This window comes from Nocardiopsis lambiniae, from assembly GCF_031845465.1.
Lineage (GTDB): Bacteria > Actinomycetota > Actinomycetes > Streptosporangiales > Streptosporangiaceae > Nocardiopsis > Nocardiopsis lambiniae.
In genome coordinates this window covers 19,375-41,453 of sequence record NZ_JAVREP010000012.1, presented here as the reverse complement: position 1 = coordinate 41,453, position 22,079 = coordinate 19,375, and the positions used below count along the sequence as shown (strand labels likewise).

At 70.3% G+C, this 22,079-nt stretch carries 18 protein-coding genes; 3 read left to right on the top strand and 15 right to left on the bottom strand.

Annotated elements, in window-relative coordinates; all coding sequences use genetic code 11:
• Positions 1–364 precede the first annotated feature (364 nt).
• Entirely contained in the window at positions 365–1,123 is a 759-nt protein-coding gene (locus RM479_RS18190; protein WP_311512917.1) for an IclR family transcriptional regulator, read from the top strand.
• A 9-nt stretch (positions 1,124–1,132) separates the two neighbouring features.
• Here the strand turns inward: RM479_RS18190 and RM479_RS18185 are convergent, their stop codons facing one another.
• Entirely contained in the window at positions 1,133–1,816 is a 684-nt protein-coding gene (locus RM479_RS18185; RefSeq protein WP_311512916.1) for a hypothetical protein, read from the bottom strand.
• A 136-nt stretch (positions 1,817–1,952) separates the two neighbouring features.
• On the opposite strand from RM479_RS18185, the gene RM479_RS18180 reads away from it, so the two are divergent.
• Positions 1,953–2,225, top strand: a complete 273-nt coding sequence (locus RM479_RS18180; RefSeq protein WP_311512915.1) for a hypothetical protein — start codon at positions 1,953–1,955, stop codon at positions 2,223–2,225.
• 267 nt (positions 2,226–2,492) lie between these two features.
• On the opposite strand, the gene RM479_RS18175 is transcribed toward RM479_RS18180, so the two are convergent.
• From RM479_RS18175 to uvrC, 9 genes are all read right to left on the bottom strand, one after another.
• Positions 2,493–2,864, bottom strand: coding sequence for an RNA polymerase-binding protein RbpA (locus RM479_RS18175; RefSeq protein ID WP_274811506.1), 372 nt, complete (start codon positions 2,862–2,864; stop codon positions 2,493–2,495).
• A gap of 81 nt (positions 2,865–2,945) precedes the next feature.
• Positions 2,946–3,182 (bottom strand): preprotein translocase subunit SecG, encoded by a 237-nt coding sequence (secG, locus tag RM479_RS18170; protein WP_274811507.1) that lies wholly within the window; start codon positions 3,180–3,182, stop codon positions 2,946–2,948.
• A gap of 337 nt (positions 3,183–3,519) precedes the next feature.
• Positions 3,520–4,299 carry a triose-phosphate isomerase gene (tpiA, locus tag RM479_RS18165; protein WP_311512914.1) on the bottom strand — a complete coding sequence of 260 codons (780 nt, stop codon included), beginning with the start codon at positions 4,297–4,299 and terminating at the stop codon, positions 3,520–3,522.
• 49 nt (positions 4,300–4,348) lie between these two features.
• The gene (locus RM479_RS18160; protein ID WP_311512913.1) at positions 4,349–5,533 is read right to left on the bottom strand and encodes a phosphoglycerate kinase; all 1,185 of its coding nucleotides are present in this window, start codon (positions 5,531–5,533) and stop codon (positions 4,349–4,351) included.
• Between the two features lie 145 nt (positions 5,534–5,678).
• Positions 5,679–6,683, bottom strand: a complete 1,005-nt coding sequence (gap, locus tag RM479_RS18155) for a type I glyceraldehyde-3-phosphate dehydrogenase (RefSeq protein WP_311512912.1) — start codon at positions 6,681–6,683, stop codon at positions 5,679–5,681.
• A gap of 328 nt (positions 6,684–7,011) precedes the next feature.
• Complete coding sequence (gene whiA / locus RM479_RS18150) at positions 7,012–7,992, bottom strand: DNA-binding protein WhiA (protein WP_311512911.1); 981 nt, start codon at positions 7,990–7,992, stop codon at positions 7,012–7,014.
• Positions 7,993–8,364: 372 nt separating this feature from the next.
• Positions 8,365–9,339: a gluconeogenesis factor YvcK family protein gene (locus RM479_RS18145; protein ID WP_311512910.1), complete on the bottom strand. Its 975-nt coding sequence runs from the start codon at positions 9,337–9,339 to the stop codon at positions 8,365–8,367.
• 220 nt (positions 9,340–9,559) lie between these two features.
• The gene (rapZ, locus tag RM479_RS18140) at positions 9,560–10,444 is read right to left on the bottom strand and encodes an RNase adapter RapZ (protein ID WP_311512909.1); all 885 of its coding nucleotides are present in this window, start codon (positions 10,442–10,444) and stop codon (positions 9,560–9,562) included.
• Positions 10,441–12,492, bottom strand: coding sequence for an excinuclease ABC subunit UvrC (gene uvrC / locus RM479_RS18135; protein WP_311512908.1), 2,052 nt, complete (start codon positions 12,490–12,492; stop codon positions 10,441–10,443). Before uvrC ends, rapZ begins: the two co-directional genes overlap by 4 nt.
• A 245-nt stretch (positions 12,493–12,737) precedes the next feature.
• On the opposite strand from uvrC, the gene RM479_RS18130 reads away from it, so the two are divergent.
• Positions 12,738–13,826, top strand: coding sequence for a mechanosensitive ion channel family protein (locus tag RM479_RS18130; RefSeq protein WP_311513002.1), 1,089 nt, complete (start codon positions 12,738–12,740; stop codon positions 13,824–13,826).
• A gap of 60 nt (positions 13,827–13,886) precedes the next feature.
• Here the strand turns inward: RM479_RS18130 and RM479_RS18125 are convergent, their stop codons facing one another.
• From RM479_RS18125 to murJ, 5 genes are all read right to left on the bottom strand, one after another.
• On the bottom strand, positions 13,887–14,285 hold the full coding sequence (locus RM479_RS18125; protein WP_311513001.1) for a Rieske (2Fe-2S) protein: 399 nt from the start codon (positions 14,283–14,285) through the stop codon (positions 13,887–13,889).
• A 158-nt stretch (positions 14,286–14,443) separates the two neighbouring features.
• A complete protein-coding gene (gene uvrA, locus RM479_RS18120) occupies positions 14,444–17,278 on the bottom strand; it encodes an excinuclease ABC subunit UvrA (RefSeq protein ID WP_311512907.1) in 2,835 nt (944 codons plus the stop codon).
• A 697-nt stretch (positions 17,279–17,975) separates the two neighbouring features.
• The gene (locus RM479_RS18115; protein ID WP_311512906.1) at positions 17,976–18,998 is read right to left on the bottom strand and encodes a TerC family protein; all 1,023 of its coding nucleotides are present in this window, start codon (positions 18,996–18,998) and stop codon (positions 17,976–17,978) included.
• Between the two features lie 379 nt (positions 18,999–19,377).
• Positions 19,378–20,460: a glycosyltransferase family 4 protein gene (locus RM479_RS18110; protein ID WP_311512905.1), complete on the bottom strand. Its 1,083-nt coding sequence runs from the start codon at positions 20,458–20,460 to the stop codon at positions 19,378–19,380.
• Positions 20,457–22,079 (bottom strand): murein biosynthesis integral membrane protein MurJ, encoded by a 1,623-nt coding sequence (murJ, locus tag RM479_RS18105; RefSeq protein ID WP_311512904.1) that lies wholly within the window; start codon positions 22,077–22,079, stop codon positions 20,457–20,459. Before murJ ends, RM479_RS18110 begins: the two co-directional genes overlap by 4 nt.

Genomic DNA, 22,079 nt, shown 5'->3' with positions numbered 1-22,079 from the left:
CCATTCGACACCCCGCGCCACCCCCGGTGAAGACCTGACACGGCCGTTGTGTCTGAGATATCGGACAGTCGCCCCGGCCGACTGGCGGACGACCCCCACCCCACAGCGCGGCCCCGGTGCCGCCGCGAGTCGAGCGTGCGCGGTGACCGGAGCGCGATCCGGCCCTTCGGCGACCGCCGCGTGGGCGGCACCGGCCGACGTCGTTCCGCGTCCCCCGGACCCGCTCGGCGGTGGCCCCGGGTGCCGGCGTGGTGTCCCTCACCGGACGGATGCCCGACCACCGCGCACAGCTCATGGGGGCGTGTGCGAGCACACGGGTGCCGAAAGCACGGATGCCCGGGTCGGGTCGTGGGACGATCGGGGCATGAGCCTCGTTCCGGCGGCGACGCGCGCGTTGCGGCTGCTCCGTTTCCTGGCGACCCGCTCCGGCCCGGTGTCGGCGTCGGCGATCGCCACCGAACTGGGCGTCCCCCGGTCCAGCGTCTACCAACTGCTGGAGGCGATGGCAGAGGAGGGGTTCGTGACCCACCTGCCCGAGGAACGCCGGTGGGGACTGGGCGTGGCCGCGTTCGAGATCGGATCGGCCTACCTGCGCCACGATGGCATGGAGCGCCTGGCCCGGCCCCTGCTCGGCCGGCTCACCGAGTCCACCGGCGCCACCGCGCACCTGGGCGTCCTGCACGGCGCCGACACCCTCTACCTGCTCAAGGAACAGCCGCCGCACGCTCCCGCGCTGATCACCGGCGTCGGCGTGCGCCTGCCCGCGCACCTGACCGCGTCCGGCCGGGCCATGCTGGCCCTGCTGCCCCGCGCCCAGGTGCGCGCCCTGTACCCCGACGCGTCGGCGTTCACCGACCGCACCGGGCGCGGCCCGACCACCCCCGCCGAGCTGCGCCGGCTCTTGGCCGAGGAAGGGCGTCAGGGATGGTCGATCGAGGAGGGCCAGGTGACGGAGGGGTTCGTGTCGGTGGCCGCGGCGGCCCTGGACCACAACGGCCGTCCGGCGGCGGCGATCAGCCTGACCGTGCCCGGCGCCCGCCCGGTCACCCCGCAGGCGCTGGCCGGGCGGGTGCGCGACGCGGCGGCCGAGCTGACCCGCAGGCTCGGCGGCCGCACCTCCTGACGGCGGGTGCTATCCGGCCTTGGGGCGCACCCGCTGGACGATCTCGGGAAAGGGCGCCGTCCGCTCGATCATGCGCAGGATCCTCTCCTTGAGGTCCTCGGGCACCTGCACGTAGAAGTGGGTGACCGCGTCCGGGTCCTCCTCCAGCCCCAGCGCGGCGGCGTTCTCGGCCCAGGACGGCAGCTCGGGGTCGGTGCGGTGGGTGTCCAGCGCGAACTCGATGAAGTAGGTGGTCCGGTGCGTCACCACCGTCTCCTCGCGCACCCGCCGGATCTCCGGCCAGGCGATGAAGGTGCCCTCACCGGGGAACCACCACTTGCGCTCCTGGAGGACCGTGATCCCGTCGCTGTCGGCGCTGATCCCCTGACGGGTGATCCGCTGGGGCAGCCCGCGCAGCACGAACACGTTGCTGACCGGACCGATGAACATCATCGTCAGCGACGCCGAGACCCACAAGGCGACCGAGCCGACCGTGGTCTGCTCGAAGAGCACGTGCCAGAAGGTGGACCCCAGCACCACCAGGAACCCGGCGGTGAGGGTCGCCGAGAAATAGGCGACGGCGATCCACATCCGCGCGTTGGGTCCGCGCAGGCTGACGTACCTGCGCAGGTGGGAGACTCCCGTGGGCGGATGGATCAGGTCCGAGGGGACGCCCCGTGTCACGGGGACGTCCGAGGGGTCGGGGGAAGCCATGCATCCATTGTCCCCCTCGCCCACGGTGCTCCATACGCCCGGCACGCCCGAGAAAGCGAGGATTTCGACGCTTTCAGACCGAACGATGCGATGAAATCCCGGGTGGCCACGGAGCCGCCCCGTTAGAGTCCGGACCATGAATTCCCACACGAGACCGGGCGGCAGCGAGTACGACACCGAACTGAGGGTCGGGGACAGGGTCGTCGTCCTGGACGGCATGGCCTACCAGGGGTGCACCGTCCTGGAGGAAGGGCCGGAGATGTTCGAACCCCTGGAACGCTGGGCCAAGGGGGTGGCCGAGACGTTGGGCGAACCGGTGACCTGGCGGGCCACGGACCGCAAGGGCGAACTCGCCGGACGCGGTACCGTCCAGCCCGGACCTGCGGCTCAGAATCTGCGCGCGCTCTGAGCACCGCACTTGGCGCACTGGAACTTACGATCGTCACCGAGGATCCAGTCGTGGTCCCCGCCGGTAGGGCATGCGGACATCGACACCAACTCCTTGGGAGGGGGTTTCCGGGGGTCTGCGCTGCTCACTGTACGTCTCACGCACCACACCGGTCCCGCGAATGAGGAATTTCCCCCCTTCCCTCACCTCTGCCCCCACCACGTCCGAAAACCGACGGGGCCCGTCGCACAGGCGACGGGCCCCGAGTCGGGTTTCGAGAGGGGGAGATCAGTTCCGCACGGCCCGCATGTGGGCCTCCACCGCGGCGCGGTCGGCGCGCAGCTTGGCCAGGGCCTCATCCAGGATGAGCTTGCCCTCCTCCTCGCTGCGCCGCTCCTTCACGTACGCCAGGTGGGTCTTGTACGGCTCGGTGCGCGGCGGCGAGGGAGGGTTCGCCTTGTCCTTGCCCGAGGGGAACCCGCAACGGGGGCAGTCCCACTCGTCGGGAACGAGCGCCTCACTGGCGAAACTGGGCACGACCTCGTGCATGTTCGCACAGTAGAACGGGACCCGGACGCGAGGGGCGGCCTCGCCGCGCTCAGCCTCGCCCATGGGACCGGCTCCGACCCGGCTGCCACGGATGGCACTGCCACTACCCACGAAAAACTCCTTCGGCGAACACGCTCACCGGAACTGATGGCGAGCTTGACTGTGGAGGGTGAGCCCCCGCCGGGTGGCGGGTCACATCCCCCGATTGATCAGCAGGCCGAGGACGACGATGGCGATGATCCACACGATCCCGATGACGACGGTCATACGGTCGAGGTTGCGTTCGACCACCGACGATCCCCCGAGCGAGGACGTGACGCCACCGCCGAACATGTCGGAGAGGCCACCGCCCTTGCCCTTGTGCATGAGCACCAGGAGGATCAGCAGCACGCTGAGAAGCATCACGAAGATGGACAGACCGAGGATCACACGCTCACCCGTAGCTCGACCCCGCAGCGGGGGGATGGACACCTCGATCCCTCACCGCCCTTCCGTCCCGTCGGAACCATCACGGTGCCGGCCCGGTTCGGGGGAGGAGGAGATCGGGGACGATTTCGGATTTTACCGTGCCTTGAGCGACACGGGTGGGGAAACCGCGAGGCACGCAAGAACCCCACAGCGAAGTGTAGCCCGACCAGGGGACCCGTCGGGTGCCCTGGTCGTCACCATTGGGCAACGGAGCGCGACGGCCGCGCCGTTTCCGCGTCCGCGCTCCGCGTCGGTCCACGTGAGGGCGCCCGCGGGCGCGGGCGCCCTCACGGCCTCCTCAGGAAGCCTCGCCGTAGCGGATGACCTTGACGAACTCGTCGGCCTTCAGGCACGCGCCGCCCACCAGGGCGCCGTCCACGTCCCTCTCCGCCATGATGCCGGGGGCGTTGTCGCCCTTGACCGAACCGCCGTAGAGCACGCGCACCTTGTCGGCGACGTCGGCCGAGTACAGCTCGGCCAGGCGGGCGCGGATCGCCGAGCACACCTCCTGGGCGTCGGCCGGGGTCGCGACCTCTCCGGTGCCGATGGCCCACACCGGCTCGTAGGCCACCACGATGCGCTCGGCCTGCTCGACCGGGATCTCCTTGAGGGCACCGTCGAGCTGGGACAGCACGTGCTCGACCTGACGGCCGGACTTGCGGACGTCCAGACCCTCGCCCACGCACAGGAGCGGCACGATGTCGTTCTTGAACGCCGCCTTGATCTTGGCGTTGACCAGGGCGTCGTCCTCGTTGTGGTACTCACGGCGCTCGGAGTGGCCCACCAGGACGTACGCGCAGTCGAGCTTGGCCAGCATGGCGCCGGAGATCTCGCCGGTGTAGGCGCCCTTGTCGTGGGCGGAGAGGTCCTGGGCGCCGTAGCCGATCCGCAGCTTGTCGCCGTCGACCAGCGTCTGGACGCTGCGGAGGTCGGTGAACGGGGGAAGGACGACCACCTCGGCGGCGTCGTAGTCCTTGTCGTTGAGGGCGAACGCCAGCTTCTGGACGAGCGCGATGGCCTCCAGGTGGTTGTTGTTCATCTTCCAGTTGCCGGCGATGAGCGGCAGACGCTTGGACATATCGGTCACTTCCTTACGAGGTACGAGGGAGCGGGGTCGTGCGAGGGGGTCAACGCAGGGCGTCGATACCGGGCAGGTCCTTGCCCTCCAGGTACTCCAGGCTGGCACCGCCGCCGGTGGAGATGTGGCCGAACGCCGCCTCGTCGAAACCGAGGGCGCGCACCGCTGCGGCCGAGTCGCCGCCGCCGACCACGGTGAAGGCGTCGGAGTCGATCAGGGCCTGGGCCAGGGCACGGGTGCCGCCGGCGTAGGGCTCCATCTCGAACACGCCCATGGGCCCGTTCCAGAACACGGTCCGGGTGTCGGCGAGCTTCTCCGCGAACAGGGCACGGCTCTCGGGGCCGATGTCCAGGCCCATCCGGTCGGCGGGGATCGCGGCGGCGTCGACGACGCCGTGGGGGGCGTCGGCGGCGAACTTCTCGGCCGCGACGACGTCCACCGGCAGAACGATCTCCACGCCCTCGCGCTCGGCCCGCTCCAGGTAACCCTTGACGGTGTCGAGCTGGTCGGTCTCCAGCAGGCTGGCCCCGACCTCGTACCCCTGGGCCTTGAGGAAGGTGAACACCATGCCGCCGCCGATGAGGATGCGGTCGGCGGTGCCCAGGAGGTTGTCGATGACGCCGAGCTTGTCGGAGACCTTGGAGCCGCCCAGGACCACGGCGTAGGGGCGCTGCGGGTCGGTGGTGAGCTTCTTGAGGACCTCGACCTCGGTCAGCACCAGCCCGCCGACGGCGTGCGGGAGCCTTCCGGGCAGGTCGTACACGCTGGCGTGCTTGCGGTGCACGGCGCCGAACGCGTCACCGACGTACAGGTCGGCGAGCCGCGCGAACCGGTCGGCCAGTTCGCCGCGCTCGGCGTCGCCCTTGGCGGTCTCACCGGGCTCGAAGCGCACGTTCTCCAACAGCGCGACCTGACCGTCGGTCAGCGCGGCGGAGACCGCGGAGGCGGACTCCCCCGCCGTGTCGGTGGCGAAGGCCACCTCGGTGCCGAGCAGCTCGCCCAGGCGGGCCGCCACCGGGCGCAGGGAGTAACGGGGGTCCGGGGCGCCCTTGGGGCGGCCCAGGTGGGCGGCCACGATGACACGGGCACCGCGCCGACGGAGCGCCTCGATGGTGGGCAGGGCCGCTCGGATGCGACCGTCGTCGGTGATCCGGTCACCGTCCAGGGGCACGTTCAGGTCGGCCCGGACGAACACGCGCTTTCCGGAGACGTCGAGGTCCTCGATCGTCCGCATGCTGGTCTCCTCGTGACGAATATCGGGTCTGGCGGCCCCGCGCCGGGGCCGGAAGGGGGCGCGTTCACGACGGCACCCCTCCGCGCGCAGTGCGGGCGGAGGGGTGCCGTCTCACGCGCCGATGGCCGCAGAAGGGCCGGGGCGCCTACAGGCCGGAACCGACCAGCTTGGCCAGGTCGACCAGGCGGTTGGAGTAGCCCCACTCGTTGTCGTACCAGCCGACGATCTTGACCTGCTTGCCGAAGGCCATGGTCAGGCTGGAGTCGAAGGTGCAGGAGGGCGAGGTGCCGACGATGTCGGAGGAGACGATCGCGTCCTCGGTGTAGACCATCACGTCCTTGAGGGGACCCTCGGCGGCGGCCTTGAACGCGGCGTTGACCTCTTCGACGGTGACCTCGCGGCCCAGGGTGACGACCAGGTCGGTGACGGAGCCGTCCGGCACCGGAACGCGCATGGCCATGCCGTCCAGCTTGCCCTTGAGCTCGGGGATGACCAGGGCGGTCGCCTTGGCGGCACCGGTGGTGGTCGGGATGATGTTCTGCGCGGCGGCGCGGGCCCGGCGCAGGTCCGAGTGCGGGAAGTCCAGGATGACCTGGTCGTTGGTGTAGGCGTGGACCGTGGTCATCAGGCCCTGCTCGATGCCGAAGGCGTCCAGCAGCACCTTCGCCATCGGCGCCACACAGTTGGTGGTGCAGGAGGCGTTGGAGATGACGTGGTGGGAGTCCGCGTCGTACTTGTCGTCGTTGACGCCCATGACGACGGTGATGTCCTCGCCCTTGGCCGGGGCGGAGATGATGACCTTCTTGGCGCCGGCGGCCAGGTGCTTCTTGGCGTCCTCGGCCTTGGTGAAGCGGCCGGTCGACTCGATGACGACGTCGACGTTCAGGTCGCCCCAGGGCAGCAGCGCCGGGTCGCGCTCGGCGAGGACCTTGATGTTCTTGTCGCCGACGCGGATGTAGTCCTCGCCGACCTCGACGTCACCGGCGAGGGTGCCGAGCACGGTGTCGTACTTGAGCAGGTGCGCGAGTGTCTTGGTGTCGGTGAGGTCGTTGACCGCGACGATTTCGATGTCGCTGCCGCCAGCGGCGACCGCGCGCCAGAAATTGCGGCCGATTCGACCGAAGCCGTTGACGCCTACACGGATGGTCACGGAACCAATCCCCTCATATGTCGCACTTCATTTACACCCGGCTTTGCCGACCGGTTCTCGCCAGGACCGCGGTGTGCACCGCACGAACGGTGTGAACAGGTGTTACGCCGCATCGGGTGTTCACAAAGAGCCTAGCGGAGGGCGCGTGGAGATCGGTTGCCGACCCATGCCCACGGCACTCCGAACGGCTCGTGGATTCGCGACCATCCTGACACCGCAAAGCGAAGAGGTCTATACCATTTGCCGAAGTTATCGACGAGTTCCCGCAGTTAACAAAGCCGAACATCGGTGTTACGCCGACACCGGGACGCGGCACGCACCACCCGGGTCAGGGCACCAGCATGTCCGGAGTGAGGTTCGCCTCGGTCCCCTCGATGCCCAGGTCCGCCGCGCGCTTGTCCGCCATGGCCAACAGCCTGCGGATACGCCCCGCGATGGCGTCCTTGGTCAACGGCGGCACCGACAGTTGTCCCAGCTCCTCCAGCGACGCCTGCTTGTGCGCCAACCGCAGCTTGCCCGCCGCCACCAGGTGCTCGGGGGCGTCCTCGCCCAGGATCTCCAGGGCCCGCTCCACACGCGCCCCGGCCGCCACCGCCGCCCGGGCGCTGCGCCGCAGGTTGGCGTCGTCGAAGTTGGCCAACCGGTTGGCCGTCGCACGCACCTCACGGCGCATCCGACGCTCCTCCCAGGCCAGAACGCTCTGATGGGCCCCCAGCAGCGTCAACAGCGCGCCGATGGAGTCACCGTCGCGCACCACCACCCGGTCCACACCGCGCACCTCGCGCGCCTTGGCGTGCACCTTCAGCCGCCGCGCGGCACCGACCAACGCCAACGCGGCCTCCGGGCCGGGGCAGGTCACCTCCAGCGACATCGAACGCCCCGGCTCGGTCAGCGAACCGTGCGCGATGAACGCGCCCCGCCACGCCGACTCCGAGTCGCACGCGCCCCCGGCCACCACGTGCCGGGGCAGACCGCGCACCGGACGGCCGTTGTTGTCGACCAGACCCGTCTGTCGGGCCAGCGACTCGCCCTCCTTGATCACCCGCACCACGTACCGGTTGCCCTTGCGCAGACCGCTCGGGGAGAGCACGACCACCTCCGACTCGTGCCCGAACACCTCGGAGATGTCCTTGCGCAGCCGGCGGGCCGCCGCACCGGTGTCCAGCTCGGCCTCGATCACGATACGGCCGCCCACCAGGTGCAGACCACCGGTGAACCGCAGGATGGTGGACACCTCCGCCTTGCGGCAGCATGGCTTGAGAATGGCCAGACGGCTCAATTCATCTTTCACCACGCCGGTCATCGCCATCGCTGCGATCCTCCCCCTTGAAACGACCCGGACCGGCGCCGCGCGCCCGACACCGGTGGTTGTCGCCGCGGCCCCGCCACGAGCGACTTTCTTCGAGGCAGACTACGTTACGAGACGCTCGGTGCCGACCCCCGAACGGCGTGTTGCCGATCCCCCCGCAGCACCGACACCCCTCACCGCGACGTTCGTGCCGGTGTGCGGTCAATTGCCCTCGACCTGCGACGACGGCGACTCGACGAGGCGAGCGCACACCACCTCGGCCCGATCGTGCCCGGCACCGCGCCGAGCACGACGACACCACCGGCCCCCGCCCGGCCGCGGACCCGCTCCACCACGACGCGCGGTCACCGGCTCCGCACCCGCGGGGAACCCTCAGTCGGTCAGGATCGCTTCGAGCGCCGCGGCCAACAACGCGGGATCGTGTCGGGGGCTGCCGTCGCCCATCGCCAGGTCGGCCAACTCCAACCGGCCGCCCAGATCCCGCGCCGCCGCCGCCAACGGCGCGACGTCCTCCACCGCGCCGCGGTCGGCCAGCACCACGTCCACGCCCAACTTGGGCGCGTGCTCGCGCAGCACCTCCAGATAGGTCTCCGGCCGGAAGTCGTCGGTCTCCCCCCGCTGCGGGGACAGGTTCAACGCGACCAATCGCCGCGCCCGGGTGGTGACCAGCGCCTGGGCGAGATCCGGCACCAGCAGGTGGGGCAGCACACTCGTGAACCACGACCCCGGCCCGAACACCACCCAGTCCGCCTCGCGCACCGCCTTGACCGCCTGCGGGCCCGCCGGCGGTTCCTCCGGGATCAACGAGATCGACCGCACCCGACCGCCCGTGCTCGCACAGGCCACCTGGCCCCGAACGGTCATCACCTCATCGGGCCTTTCGGGGTCGGCGCCGACCACCTCCGCGGAGATGTCCAACGGCACCGACGACATCGGCAGCACCCGACCGTGCGCCCCCAACAACTGGCCCACCCAGTCCAGCCCGGCCACCGGGTCTCCCAAAAGTTCCCACAGGGCCACGATGAGCAGGTTGCCCACCGCGTGACCGTGCAGATCGCCCTCGGACCGGAACCGGTGCTGGAGCACCTGGCTCCAGGTGTGCCCCCACTCGTCGTCACCGCACAGGGCGGCCAACGCCATCCGCAGGTCCCCCGGTGGCAACACCCCCAGTTCCCGGCGCAACCGCCCACTGGAACCACCGTCGTCGGCGACGGTGACCACCGCCGTCACATCCGTGGTCACCCGCCGCAGGGCCGACAGGGAGGCGTACAGTCCGTGCCCGCCCCCCAACGCCACCACCCGGGGCCGAGGCGGCCCGTCTCCGTCAGGTGCGGTGCTCTTCGCCATGGTTGTGGCCCGTCCCCTCGTCCCATGTCCAGCGGACGTACAGGACCGCACCGCCCCGGGCGGCGGACGCGCCCCACGCCCTCGAACCGTCGGCGCCCCCTCACCCACGGGGATCGGCACAGACGGTGACCGAGTCAATGTAAGGGAAGACGGCCCACTTGGCGATTCGGTTCGCCGCTCCCGCCCCCGACCGGGAGACCCGCCCCGGCAGGAGAAGGGGTCACTCCCGGCCCACGTCCCGGTGCACCACGTGGACCTCCACGTTCTGGGCCCGCAACCGCTCCGCGAACTGTTCGGCCATGGCCACACTGCGGTGCCTGCCGCCCGTGCACCCCACCGCCAGGGTCATGTAGTGCTTGCCCTCGCGCTGATACCCCTCGATGGTGAGCCGCAGGACCTCCGCGTAGGCCTCCAACATCTCCTTGGCCCCGTCCTGGGACAGGACGTAATCGCGCACCGGCTCATCACGCCCGCTCATCGGACGCAACTCGGGGATCCAGTGCGGATTGGGCAGGAACCGGCAGTCCAACACCAGGTCGGCGTCCACCGGCAGACCGTGCTTGAACCCGAAGGAGACCACGTTGGCGCGCGGCCGTGTCTCGTCACTCTCCCCGAAGAAACCGATCACCCGCGCCTTGAGCTGGTGCACGTTGAGCTGGGAGGTGTCGATGACCAGATCGGCCTCGCCCCGGATGGCGCGCAGGGTCTCGCGCTCCCGGGCGATCCCGTCGGTCACCCGGCCGTCGCCCTGCAACGGGTGCGGTCTGCGCACCCCCTCGAACCGGCGCACCAACGCGTCGTCGCCCGCCTCCAGGTACAGCACCCGGGCGGTGATGTCCCGCTTGCGCAGCTCCTCCACCGTGGACAACAGGTCCTCGGTGAACGCCAACGACCGCACGTCCACGACCACCGCGACCCGCGGCACCGCGCCGTGCGTGCGCCCCGCCAGCTCGATCATCGTCGGCACCAGTCCGGGCGGCAGATTGTCCACCACGAACCAGTCCAGGTCCTCCAAGGCCCTGGCCGCCGTACTCCGACCCGCACCGGACATACCGGTGACGATGACCACCTCGGGCGGCAATTCCCCGCCCAGTTCGACCGTCATGTGTCTCCTCCCCCGTCAATGGTGTTCGCTACTGGTGCCCCGTCGATCTCCCGTCCCCCTCCGGCGGGGCCCCCGGACAGGTGCGCGTGCACGGCGTCGGCCAGCTTGGGACCGATCCCGGGGACCGCCGCGATCTCCTCGACCGTGGCCCCCGCCAACCGCTTCACCGAACCGAACTCCTTGATCAGTGCGGACCTGCGGGTCGGCCCCAGACCGGGCAGCTCGTCCAGGGCACTGCCCGTGAGCGCCTTGGCGCGCTTGTGCCGGTGGTAGGCGATGGCGAAGCGGTGCGCCTCGTCGCGCACCCGCTGCAACAGGTACAGCCCCTCGCTCGTGCGCGGCAGGATGACCGGGTCCTCGTCATCGGGCAACCACACCTCCTCCAGGCGCTTGGCCAGGCCGCACACGGCGATGTCGTCGATGCCCAGCTCGTCCAGGGCGCGTCGCGCGGCCTGCGCCTGGGGGCGCGCCCCGTCCACCACCACCAGGTTAGGGGGATAGGCGAACCTCCCGGGTTTCGGCTCGTCGTCGATCCGGTGACCGTCCCGTTCCACGGAGGCGTCGCCCGCCACTCCCCTACCGGTGCCCTCGCCGCCGCGCGCGCTCTCCTCCAGGTACCGCCGGAACCGGCGCCGGACCACCTCGTACATGGCCGCGACGTCGTCCTGCCCGGCCCCGCCCTCACCGCTGCCGCGCACCGAGAAACGCCGGTACTCGGACTTGCGGGCCAGCCCGTCCTCGAACACCACCATGGACGCCACCACGTGCTCGCCCTGGAGGTTGGAGATGTCGAAGCACTCGATGCGCAGCGGCGCCTCCGACAGGTCCAAGGCCTCCTGAAGCTCGTTGAGCGCCCGGCTGCGGGTGCTCAGGTCCCCGGACCGGTGGGTCTTGTGCCGGGCCAGCGCCTCCCGGGCGTTCTTCTCGACCGTCTCCATCAGCGACCGCTTGTCGCCCCGTCGCGGCACCCGCAGGTCCACACCCGCGCCCCGGCGCTCCGACAGCCACCGCTCGACCGCCCCGGAGTCGGCGGGCTCGTGGGAGACCAGCACCTCGCGGGGCACCACCCCACCGGTACCCGCGCCCTGATCCGCACTCTCCTCGGCGCCCTCCGCCGACCCGTAGAGCTGCCCCAGGAACGTCGCCATGAGCTCCTCGGGGCCCGCGTCGTCGACCCTGTCCACCACGTACCCGCGCTGTCCGCGGATACGACCGCCGCGCACGTGGAAGATCTGCACGGCCGCCTCCAACGGGTCGTCGGCCAGGGCGATCACGTCACAGTCGGTGGAATCGGGCAGCACGACCGCCTGCTTCTCCAACGCGGCGCGCAGGGCCTCGATGTCGTCGCGCAGCCGGGCCGCCCGCTCGTACTCCATCTCCGCCGCCGCCTCCTTCATCCGCGCCTCCAGGCGGCGGATGAAGCGTCCGGTGTCCCCGGCCAGGAAGGCGCAGAAGTCGTCGGCCAGGGAGCGGTGGCCCTCCGGAGAGATCTCGCCGGTGCAGGGCGCCGAGCATTTGCCGATGTACCCCAGCAGGCAGGGACGGCCGCTGTTGCGGGCGCTGCGGAACACCCCCGCCGTACAGGTCCGCACCGGGAAGACGCGCAACAACAGGTCGACGGTCTCGCGGATCGCCCAGGCGTGCGAGTAGGGGCCGAAGTAGCGCACCCCCTTGCGCTTGGCGCCCCGCATCACCTGCACGCGCGGGAACTCCTCGTTGAGGGTCACGGCCAGGTAGGGGTAGCTCTTGTCGTCGCGGTACTTGACGTTGAACCGCGGATCGTACTCCTTGATCCAGGAGTACTCCAGCTGGAGCGCCTCCACCTCGGTGCCCACGATCGTCCAGTCCACGTCGGCCGCGGTGGAGACCATCTGCTGGGTGCGCGGATGCAGGCCCGCGAAGTCGCGGAAGTACGACGACAACCGGGACCGCAGGTTCTTGGCCTTGCCCACGTAGATGACCCGCCGGTCCCCGTCGCGGAACCGGTAGACCCCGGGAGAGGTCGGGATGGAACCGGGCGCGGGACGCAGGTGAGGTGTCGCAGGCATGCCCCCATTGTGGTGCGTCCCGACGACATCCGGCCACTCACGCCCCGCAAGGCCCGGACGACCTGCGAGGACCCCGTCACATTCGCCACGATCAGGTCGCCCGAACGTCACGATCGGGTATCCGCATGCTCTAAGTTGGGCGGGTATCACGACCCTTCCCGACATGAACGACAAGGGGGTCTCGCATCGTGGACCTCGACGAGTACTGGGCCTGGATCGCCGTGGGCATCGCCGTGGTGGTCTCCATGGCGTTGGTGTTCGCGGCGCGCTGGGTGCTCAAGCACAAACTCGCCAAGGTATGGCGGATCGCCGAGTTCGTCGTGGCCCGCACCGCGTACTCGGGTTACGCGGCCGGCGCCGTGGTCGGGGCGAACCTGGCCCTGCCCAGCCCCGCGGACGTGGGGTGGAGCACCTACGGCAACATCCGGCACGCGATGGTCATCCTGATGATCGCGTCGCTGACGGCGCTGGGCATCAGCCTGGCCTACGCGGTCACCGACCTCATCCTGGCCCGGCTGTCCCTGTCCAACGGCGACGCCGACCGCAAAGCCCGCCGGTTGCAGACCCAGGTGCGCCTGCTGCGCCGGGTCATCACCTCGGTCATCGTGGTGCTGGCGGTCTCCTCCATCCTCTTCACCTTCCCCCAGGTCCAGGCGTTGGGCGCCGGGCTGCTGGCCTCCGCCGGCATCATCGGCATCGTCGCCGGTGTGGCCGCCCAGTCCACGCTGGGCAACCTGTTCGCCGGCCTGCAACTGGCGTTCAGCGACGCCCTGCGCCTCGGCGACGTGGTCGTCGTCGAGGGCGAGTGGGGCCGGGTCGAGGAACTCAGCCTGGTCAACGTCACCATCAAGATCTGGGACGAGCGCCGCCTGGTGGTGCCGGTCGCCAACTTCACCACGACCAGCTTCGAGAACTGGACCAAGCAGGGCACGGCCATCACCGCCAAGGTGATGATGCCGCTGGACTGGGAGGTCCCCATCGCCGAACTCCGCGAGGAGGCCGGCCGTCTCATCACCTCCAGCGATCACTGGGACGGGCGCAGCTGGTCCTGCCAGGTCGTGGACATCACCGACAACGGCGAGGTGATGGTGCGCATCGTGGCGACCGCCGCCGACACCGGCGCCCAGTGGAACATCTCCTGTGAGATCCGCGAGCACCTCATCGGCTGGCTCGTGGCGCACTACCCGCAGTCGCTGCCGCGCAACCGCACCGAGGTGATCTCCGAGGACGAGCTGGGCGCGGCCCACCTGGGCCGGTTCGCCGCGGTCTCCCCGCGCGAGCGCGGGTCCCGCAACGGGCTCACGCGAACGGACCGCGAATCCGAAGAGGGCTGACCGGTACGCGCGGGCGCCCCGGGGCGGTGCAGCTCCCGGGACGCCCGCGCGTCATCGGGGTCAGTCCAGGATGATGTCGGTGCCGTCGATGGTGAGTTCGAACTCCTCCAACGCCTCCTGGGCGGGGCCGACCACGACCTCACCCGTGGTGTAGTCGAACTCGCTGCCGTGACACAGGCAGCGGATGACGCCGTCCTCCACCTCCTGGACGGTGCAGCCGCCGTGGGTGCAGGAGGCGGCGAAGGCCCGGTACTCCCCGGCCTCGGGCTGGGTGACGACCAGTTTGCTGTGGCTGAACACCGTGCCGCCGCCCTCGGGCACATCGGTGGTGCTCCCGACGACATGTCCCCGTCGGACGTCCTGCGGCTTGGGCGGCTCGCCTCCGCAGGCGCTCACCGCGGTGACGGCGCCCACGGCGGCGACCGCCCCGGCCGTCCCGAGCAGACCCCTCCTGCTCACCCCGCACCCGCACGTCTTCTCGACCGCCACGACGCAACGCTCCTCACCTGCACGGAAATATCACTACACAATGTAGTAGAGCGGGTGGTGTGCCCTGCTCCGGGGCGGCCGAAGGCCCGCCCCCGCGCAGGGGACGGGCCGTACGCGCGGACCGCGACTCAGAGCATCTTGGCCAGGAACCGCCCGGTGTAGGACTCGGCGACCGCCGCGACCTGCTCCGGGGTGCCCTCGGCCACCACCATGCCACCGCCGGAACCACCCTCGGGTCCCATGTCGATGATGTGGTCGGCGGTCTTGATCACGTCCAGGTTGTGCTCGATGACGATCACCGTGTTCCCGGAGTCGGCCAACCGGTCGAGCACCCCCAGCAGCTTGCGGATGTCCTCGAAGTGCAGACCCGTGGTCGGTTCGTCCAGCACGTACACCGTGCGGCCGGTGGACCGGCGCTGCAACTCCGCGGCGAGCTTGACCCGCTGGGCCTCACCGCCCGACAGCGTCGTGGCGGGCTGCCCCAGGCGCACGTACCCCAGACCAACGTCGGTGAGGGTCTGTAGGTGCCGTCGGATCGCGTTGACCGGCTCGAAGAACTCCAACGCCTCCGAGATCGGCATGTCCAGCACCTCGGCGATGTTCTTGCCCTTGTACTTGACCTGGAGGGTCTCCCGGTTGTACCGGGCGCCGTGGCACACCTCGCACGGCACGTACACGTCCGGCAGGAACTGCATCTCGATCTTGAGCGTGCCGTCACCGGAGCAGGCCTCGCAGCGCCCGCCCTTGACGTTGAACGAGAACCGGCCCGGCTGGTAACCGCGCGTCTTGGCGTCGGTGGTCTGCGCGAACAGCTTGCGGATGTGGTCGAACACGCCCGAGTAGGTGGCCGGGTTGGAGCGCGGGGTGCGCCCGATCGGGCTCTGGTCGACGTGCACGACCTTGTCGACCTTGTTCAGGCCGTTGACCCGCAGGTGCCGGCCCGGCACGTCGCGCGCCCCGTTGAGCTCCTTGGCCAACGCCTTGTACAGGATCTCGTTGACCAGCGTGGACTTGCCCGAGCCGGACACACCGGTGACGGCGGTGAACACCCCCAGCGGGAAGGTCACGTCGACGTTGCGCAGGTTGTTCTCACGGGCGCCCTTGACGACCAGCTCGTGCCCCTTGGTCAGGGGGCGGCGCACGGTCGGCAGGTCGATGGAGCGCCGACCGGACAGGTAGTCGCCCGTGAGCGAGTCCGCGCTGGTGAGCAGTTCGTCGACGATGCCCGACACCACGACGTGACCGCCGTGCTCGCCCGCCCCGGGGCCGATGTCCACCACCCAGTCGGCGGCGCGGATGGTGTCCTCGTCGTGCTCCACGACGATGAGCGTGTTGCCGATGTCGCGCAACCGCTGGAGGGTCTCCAGCAGGCGGGCGTTGTCGCGCTGGTGCAACCCGATGGAGGGCTCGTCCAGCACGTAGAGCACCCCCACCAGCCCCGAACCGATCTGGGTGGCCAGGCGGATCCGCTGGGCCTCACCGCCCGAGAGCGAACCCGAGGAACGGGCCAGGGTGAGATAGTCCAGGCCCACGTCGAGCAGGAACCCCAACCGGGCGTTGATCTCCTTGAGGACCTGGGCGGCGATCACCATGTCGCGGTCCGACAGCCGCAGGTCGGCCAGGAACCGGGCGCTGTCGGCCAGCGACATCGACGCCACCTCGGCGATGGACCTGCCGCCGATGGTCACCGCGAGCACCACCGGCTTGAGCCGGGTCCCCTCACAGGTGGGGCAGGGCACCGTGCGCATGTACCCTTCGAGCCGTTCACGACCGTAGTCGCTCTCGGTCTCGGTGTAGCGGCGCTTGACCCAGGGGATGACGCCCTCGAAGTCGGTGTAGTAGGACCGCTCACGGTTGTACTTGGTGCGGTAGCTGACGTGGACCTGGGTCTCGTGCCCCTCCAGGATCGCCTTGCGGGCGCGCTTGGACAGCTTCTCCCACGGGGTGTCCAGGTCGAACCCGATCGCCTCGCCCAGGGCGACCAGCAAACGCTCCCAATAACCGCCGTTCTGCCCGCCCGACCAGGGGGCGAGGGCACCCTCGGCCAGGGTCTTGGCCGGGTCCGGGACGATCAGCTCGGCGTCGACCTCCATCCGGGTGCCCAGGCCCGAGCATTCGGGGCAGGCGCCGTAGGGGGCGTTGAAGGAGAAGGAACGCGGCTCCAACTGCTCGAACGACAGGTCGTCGTAGGGGCAGTACAGGTGCTCGGAGAACACCTTCTCGCGTTCGGCGTCGTCCTCAGCCAGGTCGACGAAATCCAGCACGATGGTGCCGCCGGCCAGCTTCAGCGCGGTCTCCACCGAGTCGGTCAGCCGACCCCGCGAGGACTCCTTGACACTGAGCCGGTCCACGATCACCGAGATGTCGTGCTTGTCGTAGCGCCCCAGCTTGGGCGCCTCGTCCAGGCGCACCGCGGCGCCGTCCACGACGGCACGGGTGTACCCCTTGGACTGGAGGTCCTTGAAGAGTTCGACGTACTCGCCCTTACGGCCGCGCACGACCGGGGCCAACACCTGGAACCGGGCGCCCTCGGTCATCTCCAGGACCCGGTCCACGATCTGCTGCGGACTCTGCCGGGAGATCTCCCGGCGGCACTCGGGACAGTGCGGGACCCCGACACGGGCCCACAGCAGACGCAGGTAGTCGTACACCTCGGTGATCGTGCCGACCGTGGACCGCGGGTTGCGGCTGGTGGACTTCTGGTCGATCGACACCGCCGGGGACAACCCCTCGATGAAGTCGACGTCGGGCTTGTCCATCTGCCCCAGGAACTGACGCGCGTACGCCGACAACGACTCCACGTAGCGACGCTGGCCCTCGGCGAAGATCGTGTCGAAGGCGAGCGAGGACTTGCCCGAACCGGACAGGCCGGTGAACACGATCATGGCGTCGCGTGGCAGATCCAGCGACACGTCCTTGAGATTGTGCTCCCGGGCGCCCCGGACTACCAGTTGTTCGACCATCGAGTGAGACATCCTTCGGCTGTGGCGCACAGGACGTCGGCCTCGGCGCGGACGCCGGCCGGCCCGTGTGTGGTTCGTGGTGCGGCGATCGAGCCCCCCGGACGACCGCCCCGGCCCCGGATCCGGGCCGCTGAAGGGGGTGGGGGGAAGGACGCGGGTCCTCCCCGTCCGTCAAGACTAACGACCACCGGTGACGGTTTCTTCCGCAACGGAGAAGTGCCGCGCCTTCGCACTCCGGCGCCGGCACCCGACCCTGTCGAGAGGCGGGAGAACAGCGGGGTTCTCTCGCGCGGGTCGAGGTTTCGCATCTTCGGAGGGGCTCCTCCTCTGTTCGTGTGGGAGCGGACGGGCGAACGGGCATCGGGCCCGGCCCGGTGTGCGAGCACGCGGGAACGGGTGGATCTCGGCACCGCCGCCGACACCCGGTACCGACGCGCCGCCTCGACCGGCGACCCGGCCTTCCCGCCGGACGGCGCGGATCCGTTCGTCCGCCGGCACCCGCCGTGACGGCTTCCGCCGCCCGCTCACCCGGCCGTCCTCCCCGCCCCCGGATCCGACCCCGAGGGTTCGGCTCGCTCCGACCCACTATAGACGAACTGATGTTCGATATCAGGGTTTTCCGGGTACCCGGACGAGAAAAACGGGGACGGCCCCGACGTGCGGGACCGCCCCCGGACGGGGAGCGCCTCGATCGACCTCAGGAACGGTCCCGGGCGGTGTCCCGATCCCCCTCGTCGATCTCGGGGGCGTTGCGCTTGTCGGCGGCGGACTTGACCAGACTGCCGATGACGGTGATCGCCATGACGCCGATGATCACGGTCAGGGACAGGGCGATGCCGATCTCCGGCACGTGCACACCGTTCTCGTGGAGCGCGTGCAGGATCATCTTGACGCCGATGAACACCATGATCGCCGACAGGCCCCAGCCGATGTAGGCCAACCGGTCCATCAGGCCCGCCAGCAGGAAGTACAGCTGACGCAGACCCAGCAGGGCGAACGCGTTGGCGGTGAAGACGATGTAGGCGTCCTGGGTCAGGCCGAAGATCGCCGGGATCGAGTCGACCGCGAAGACCAGGTCGATGACACCGATCGCCAGGATGACCAGCAGCATCGGCGTGAGGTGCCGTTTGCCGTCCAGCTTCACCGTCAGGCGCGAACCGTGATAGTCGTCGGTGACCGGCCAGAACCGCTTGACCAGACGCACCACCGGGGTCTGGGTGAAGTCCTTCTGCTCCTCGTCGCCCTTCATGTGGTCCCGGACGATCTTGTAACCGGTGTAGATGAGGAAGGCGCCGAACAGGTAGAAGACCTCGCTCCAGGCGTTGATGACCTGGGCACCGAGGACGATGAAGATCCCGCGCATGATCAGCGCGATGACGATGCCGACGAGCAGGACCTCGTGCTGGTACTTCTTGGGGACCGCGAACGAGCCCATCAGGAGGTAGAACACGAAGAGGTTGTCGATGCTCAGGCTCTTCTCGGTGACGAACCCCGCGAAGTACTCGGCGCCGGCCGTCGCACCGCCGAAATACCACAGGCCGAAGCCGAAGAGGATGGCGATGCCGATGTAGAAGGCGGCCCACCAGGCGGCCTGTTTGACCCCGAACTCCTGGGGCCCCTTCTTCTTGCTCCAGGGATGGTCGACGATCGCCAGGTCGATGATCAGGATGGCGACCATCGCGCCGATCGTGGCGGCCCACACCCACAGGGGGACGTTCACTGTCGTTCTCTCCTCCGGTCAGTGCGCGCGAGCTGTTTGCACGCACGTCGAACTGCCGGAGGTCTCTCCCGCTCGTCTTCCGTACAAGACGAACCGACGGAACCGGGAACACGCCGTTGTGCTCCGTGTTGACGGCACCGCCGCGACAGGGATACTCCCCTCACAGACAACCAAGGATAGCCGCTCGCACCACGCGACGGCGCACGCCCGGTCCGTGACCACGATGCCACATCCGTCCTCTCCACAGAAGTGGCGCCGAGGATGAGGTCGAGCGCCCCCGAGGACACATCGACCGACCCTTCGGGACATCCCACGGCAGGCCCGTCCCGGGCCCGGGACGACACGGCGGACACCGCCCCGCGCGCACCCCGGCCCCCACTCACCACCAGGCCACCGACTTGTACACGTCGCACGCCGCCGCCACCGCGTCCTCCTCCGTGGGCAACGCCCGCGACGCCGCCCGCGAACGCTCCCGAAGGTCCCGGGCGAGCCCCGGATCGTCCAGCACCCGGCCCACCGTCACCGCGAACGCACCCGGATCCCCCGGCGGCACCATGAGCACCGTCCCCGTGTACAGATCGGGGATACCCCCCACCCGGGTGGCCACCACCGGCAACCCCGCCCGCAACGCCTCCATGATCACCAACGACGGCCCCTCCCACTGGCTCGTCAGACAGAAGACGTCCGCCGCCGCCAACAGGTCCGCCACATCCGTGCGGTGCCCCAACATCCGCACATCGGCCGACAACTCCGCGGCGGTGTCGTGCAGACTCCCCCACAACGGGCCGTCCCCGGCGATCGCGATGGCCGGCTCCGGGCTCCGATCGGCGATCGCGGGGGCCGCCGCCAACAACATGTCCAGCCCCTTCTGCTCCGCCAACCGGGCGATGGTCAACAACAGCGGACGCTCCGGCGACACCGCCAGATCCGACCGGGTCGCCTCCCGCCCGTTGAGCGGCTCCCCCGTGTCGGGGGCCGCCACCACCGCCGGGCGGGCGTCACGCGCCCCCGCCCGCTCCAACCGCCGCACCAGGTCCCCCGACACCCCCAGCACCACGTCGGCGCGCAACGCCACGATCCGTTCCAGCACCGGGTACGCGGCGACCATCGGCCCACCCACCACGGGCGGGGCGTTGTGCGCCGTCACCACCAGGGGGCGCGCCCCGGCCAACGCGCACAGCGCCCCGGCCCGCATCCCGTGGGCGTGCACGACGTCGGCGCCCTTGAGCACCGAACGCAACCGCAGCACCGTCGCCGGATCCGACACCGAGGGGGCCGCGCCGATCCCCACCGACGCGAACCGCATGCCCGCGTCGGTGAAGGAGAACTCACGGTCGGCCGCGGCCGGACCGACCACCGCCACCCGATACCCCTGCCGGAGCAATCCCTCCCCCAGGGACCGCACATGCCGCCCGGCCCCACCGGTACTGGTCCCCAACACCAAAGCGATCCTGCCGTTCACCGGTTCCCCCTCCTGCGTTCGATCACGCCCCGGACCCGATCCACCACCGACCGCACCGCCGACCGGTCCACCACCGCGGCCACCAGCGTGAACACCGTCACCGCCACCGCACCCGACGCCAGGGCCGCCCCCACCGAGGACCACACCCCGCCGCCCTCCAACGCGTCGGCCACCGGCCGACCCGCCACCCATCCCAGCACACCGCCCACCACGACCGCCGTCACCGACCGGCCCGCCCCCGATAGCGCCGCCGCACCGTGCACCCGCCCCACGACCACCGCCGACACCACCGCGGCCAGCGTCAACCCGGCCGTCGTCGACCAGCCCAACGCGGCGATCGTCCACCCCGCGGGTACCACCGCGACCGACGCCACCGCACAACCCATCACCACCAGCCACCCCGCGACCTGCGCGGCGGCAGCCGGCCGACCGTGGTGGGAGGCGTACAACGCCCGACTGAACAACGCCACCAGACCGAACCCCACCACACCCGGAGCGTAGGCCACCAGCGCCCGCTCCAACGCCTGCGGATCGTGCCGGGCGAACACCACCGCCACCGGACCCGCCGCCACGGCCAGGGCCGTACCCGCTCCCGCCGTGATCACCGCGCAGGCCCGCGCCGCCCCCGAGACCAAGGCCGCGTACCCGTCCCGGTCCCGGTCGACGTGCGCCACCGCCAACGCCGTGAACGCGCTGGTGGCGATCGGCACCGCGATCACCCCGTACGGCAGGGTGAACAACGCCCAGGCGTAGGAGTACAGCACCGCCGCGCCCGCGCCCCCGCCCCGATTGGCCAACGCCACCGACAACAACAGGCACACCTGCATCGCCACCAACGGCAGCAGCGACGCCGCAGCCAGAGAGCGCACCCGCGCCCCCACCCCCGGCGGGAACCTCAGCCTCCAACGCCACCGCAACCGCAACCGGGCCGCCGGCCCCAGGACCGTCAGGAACAGGGCGACGACCCCGGCCGTGGCCCCCAACGACAACACCAGCTCGGCGACCGTCGGCAGGCCCGCCAGATCGTCCCGATGCGCCCCGCCCACAGGGACGAACACCAGATAGGAGCAGATCACCACCAGACTCGACACCAACGGCGCCAGCGCCGGCGACAGGAACCTCCGATGCGCCTGGAGAACGCCGTACAGCACCGCCGCCAACCCGTAGAACACCACCTGGGGGGCGAAGACCAGCAGCATCCGCACCGACACCGCCGCCAGGGCCACCGGGTCGCAGCCCGCGCCCGCCCCCAACATGAGCGCCATCGCGTAGGGGGCGACCGCGGAGATGACCACCGCCAACGGCACCGACACCACCAGGACCCAGGTGAGCAGCGCCGAGGCGGTGTGCTCCACCTGCTCCCGGTCCCCCCGGCCGGCCGCCGCCGCCAACACCGGGACCACCACGGCCGTCAGCGCCCCACCGATGACGATCTCGAACAGCACGGCCGGCAGCTGGTTGGCGGTGACATAGGCTGTGCCCAGACAGGTGTCGCCCACCGTCTGGGAGAACACCACCGTGCGCCCGAACCCGGCCAGACGGGCACCGACGGTGACCACCGCGATGAGCAGCGCCGCCCTGCCGACCCCCCGCGTCACCCCGGGGGCGACGCGGGACAC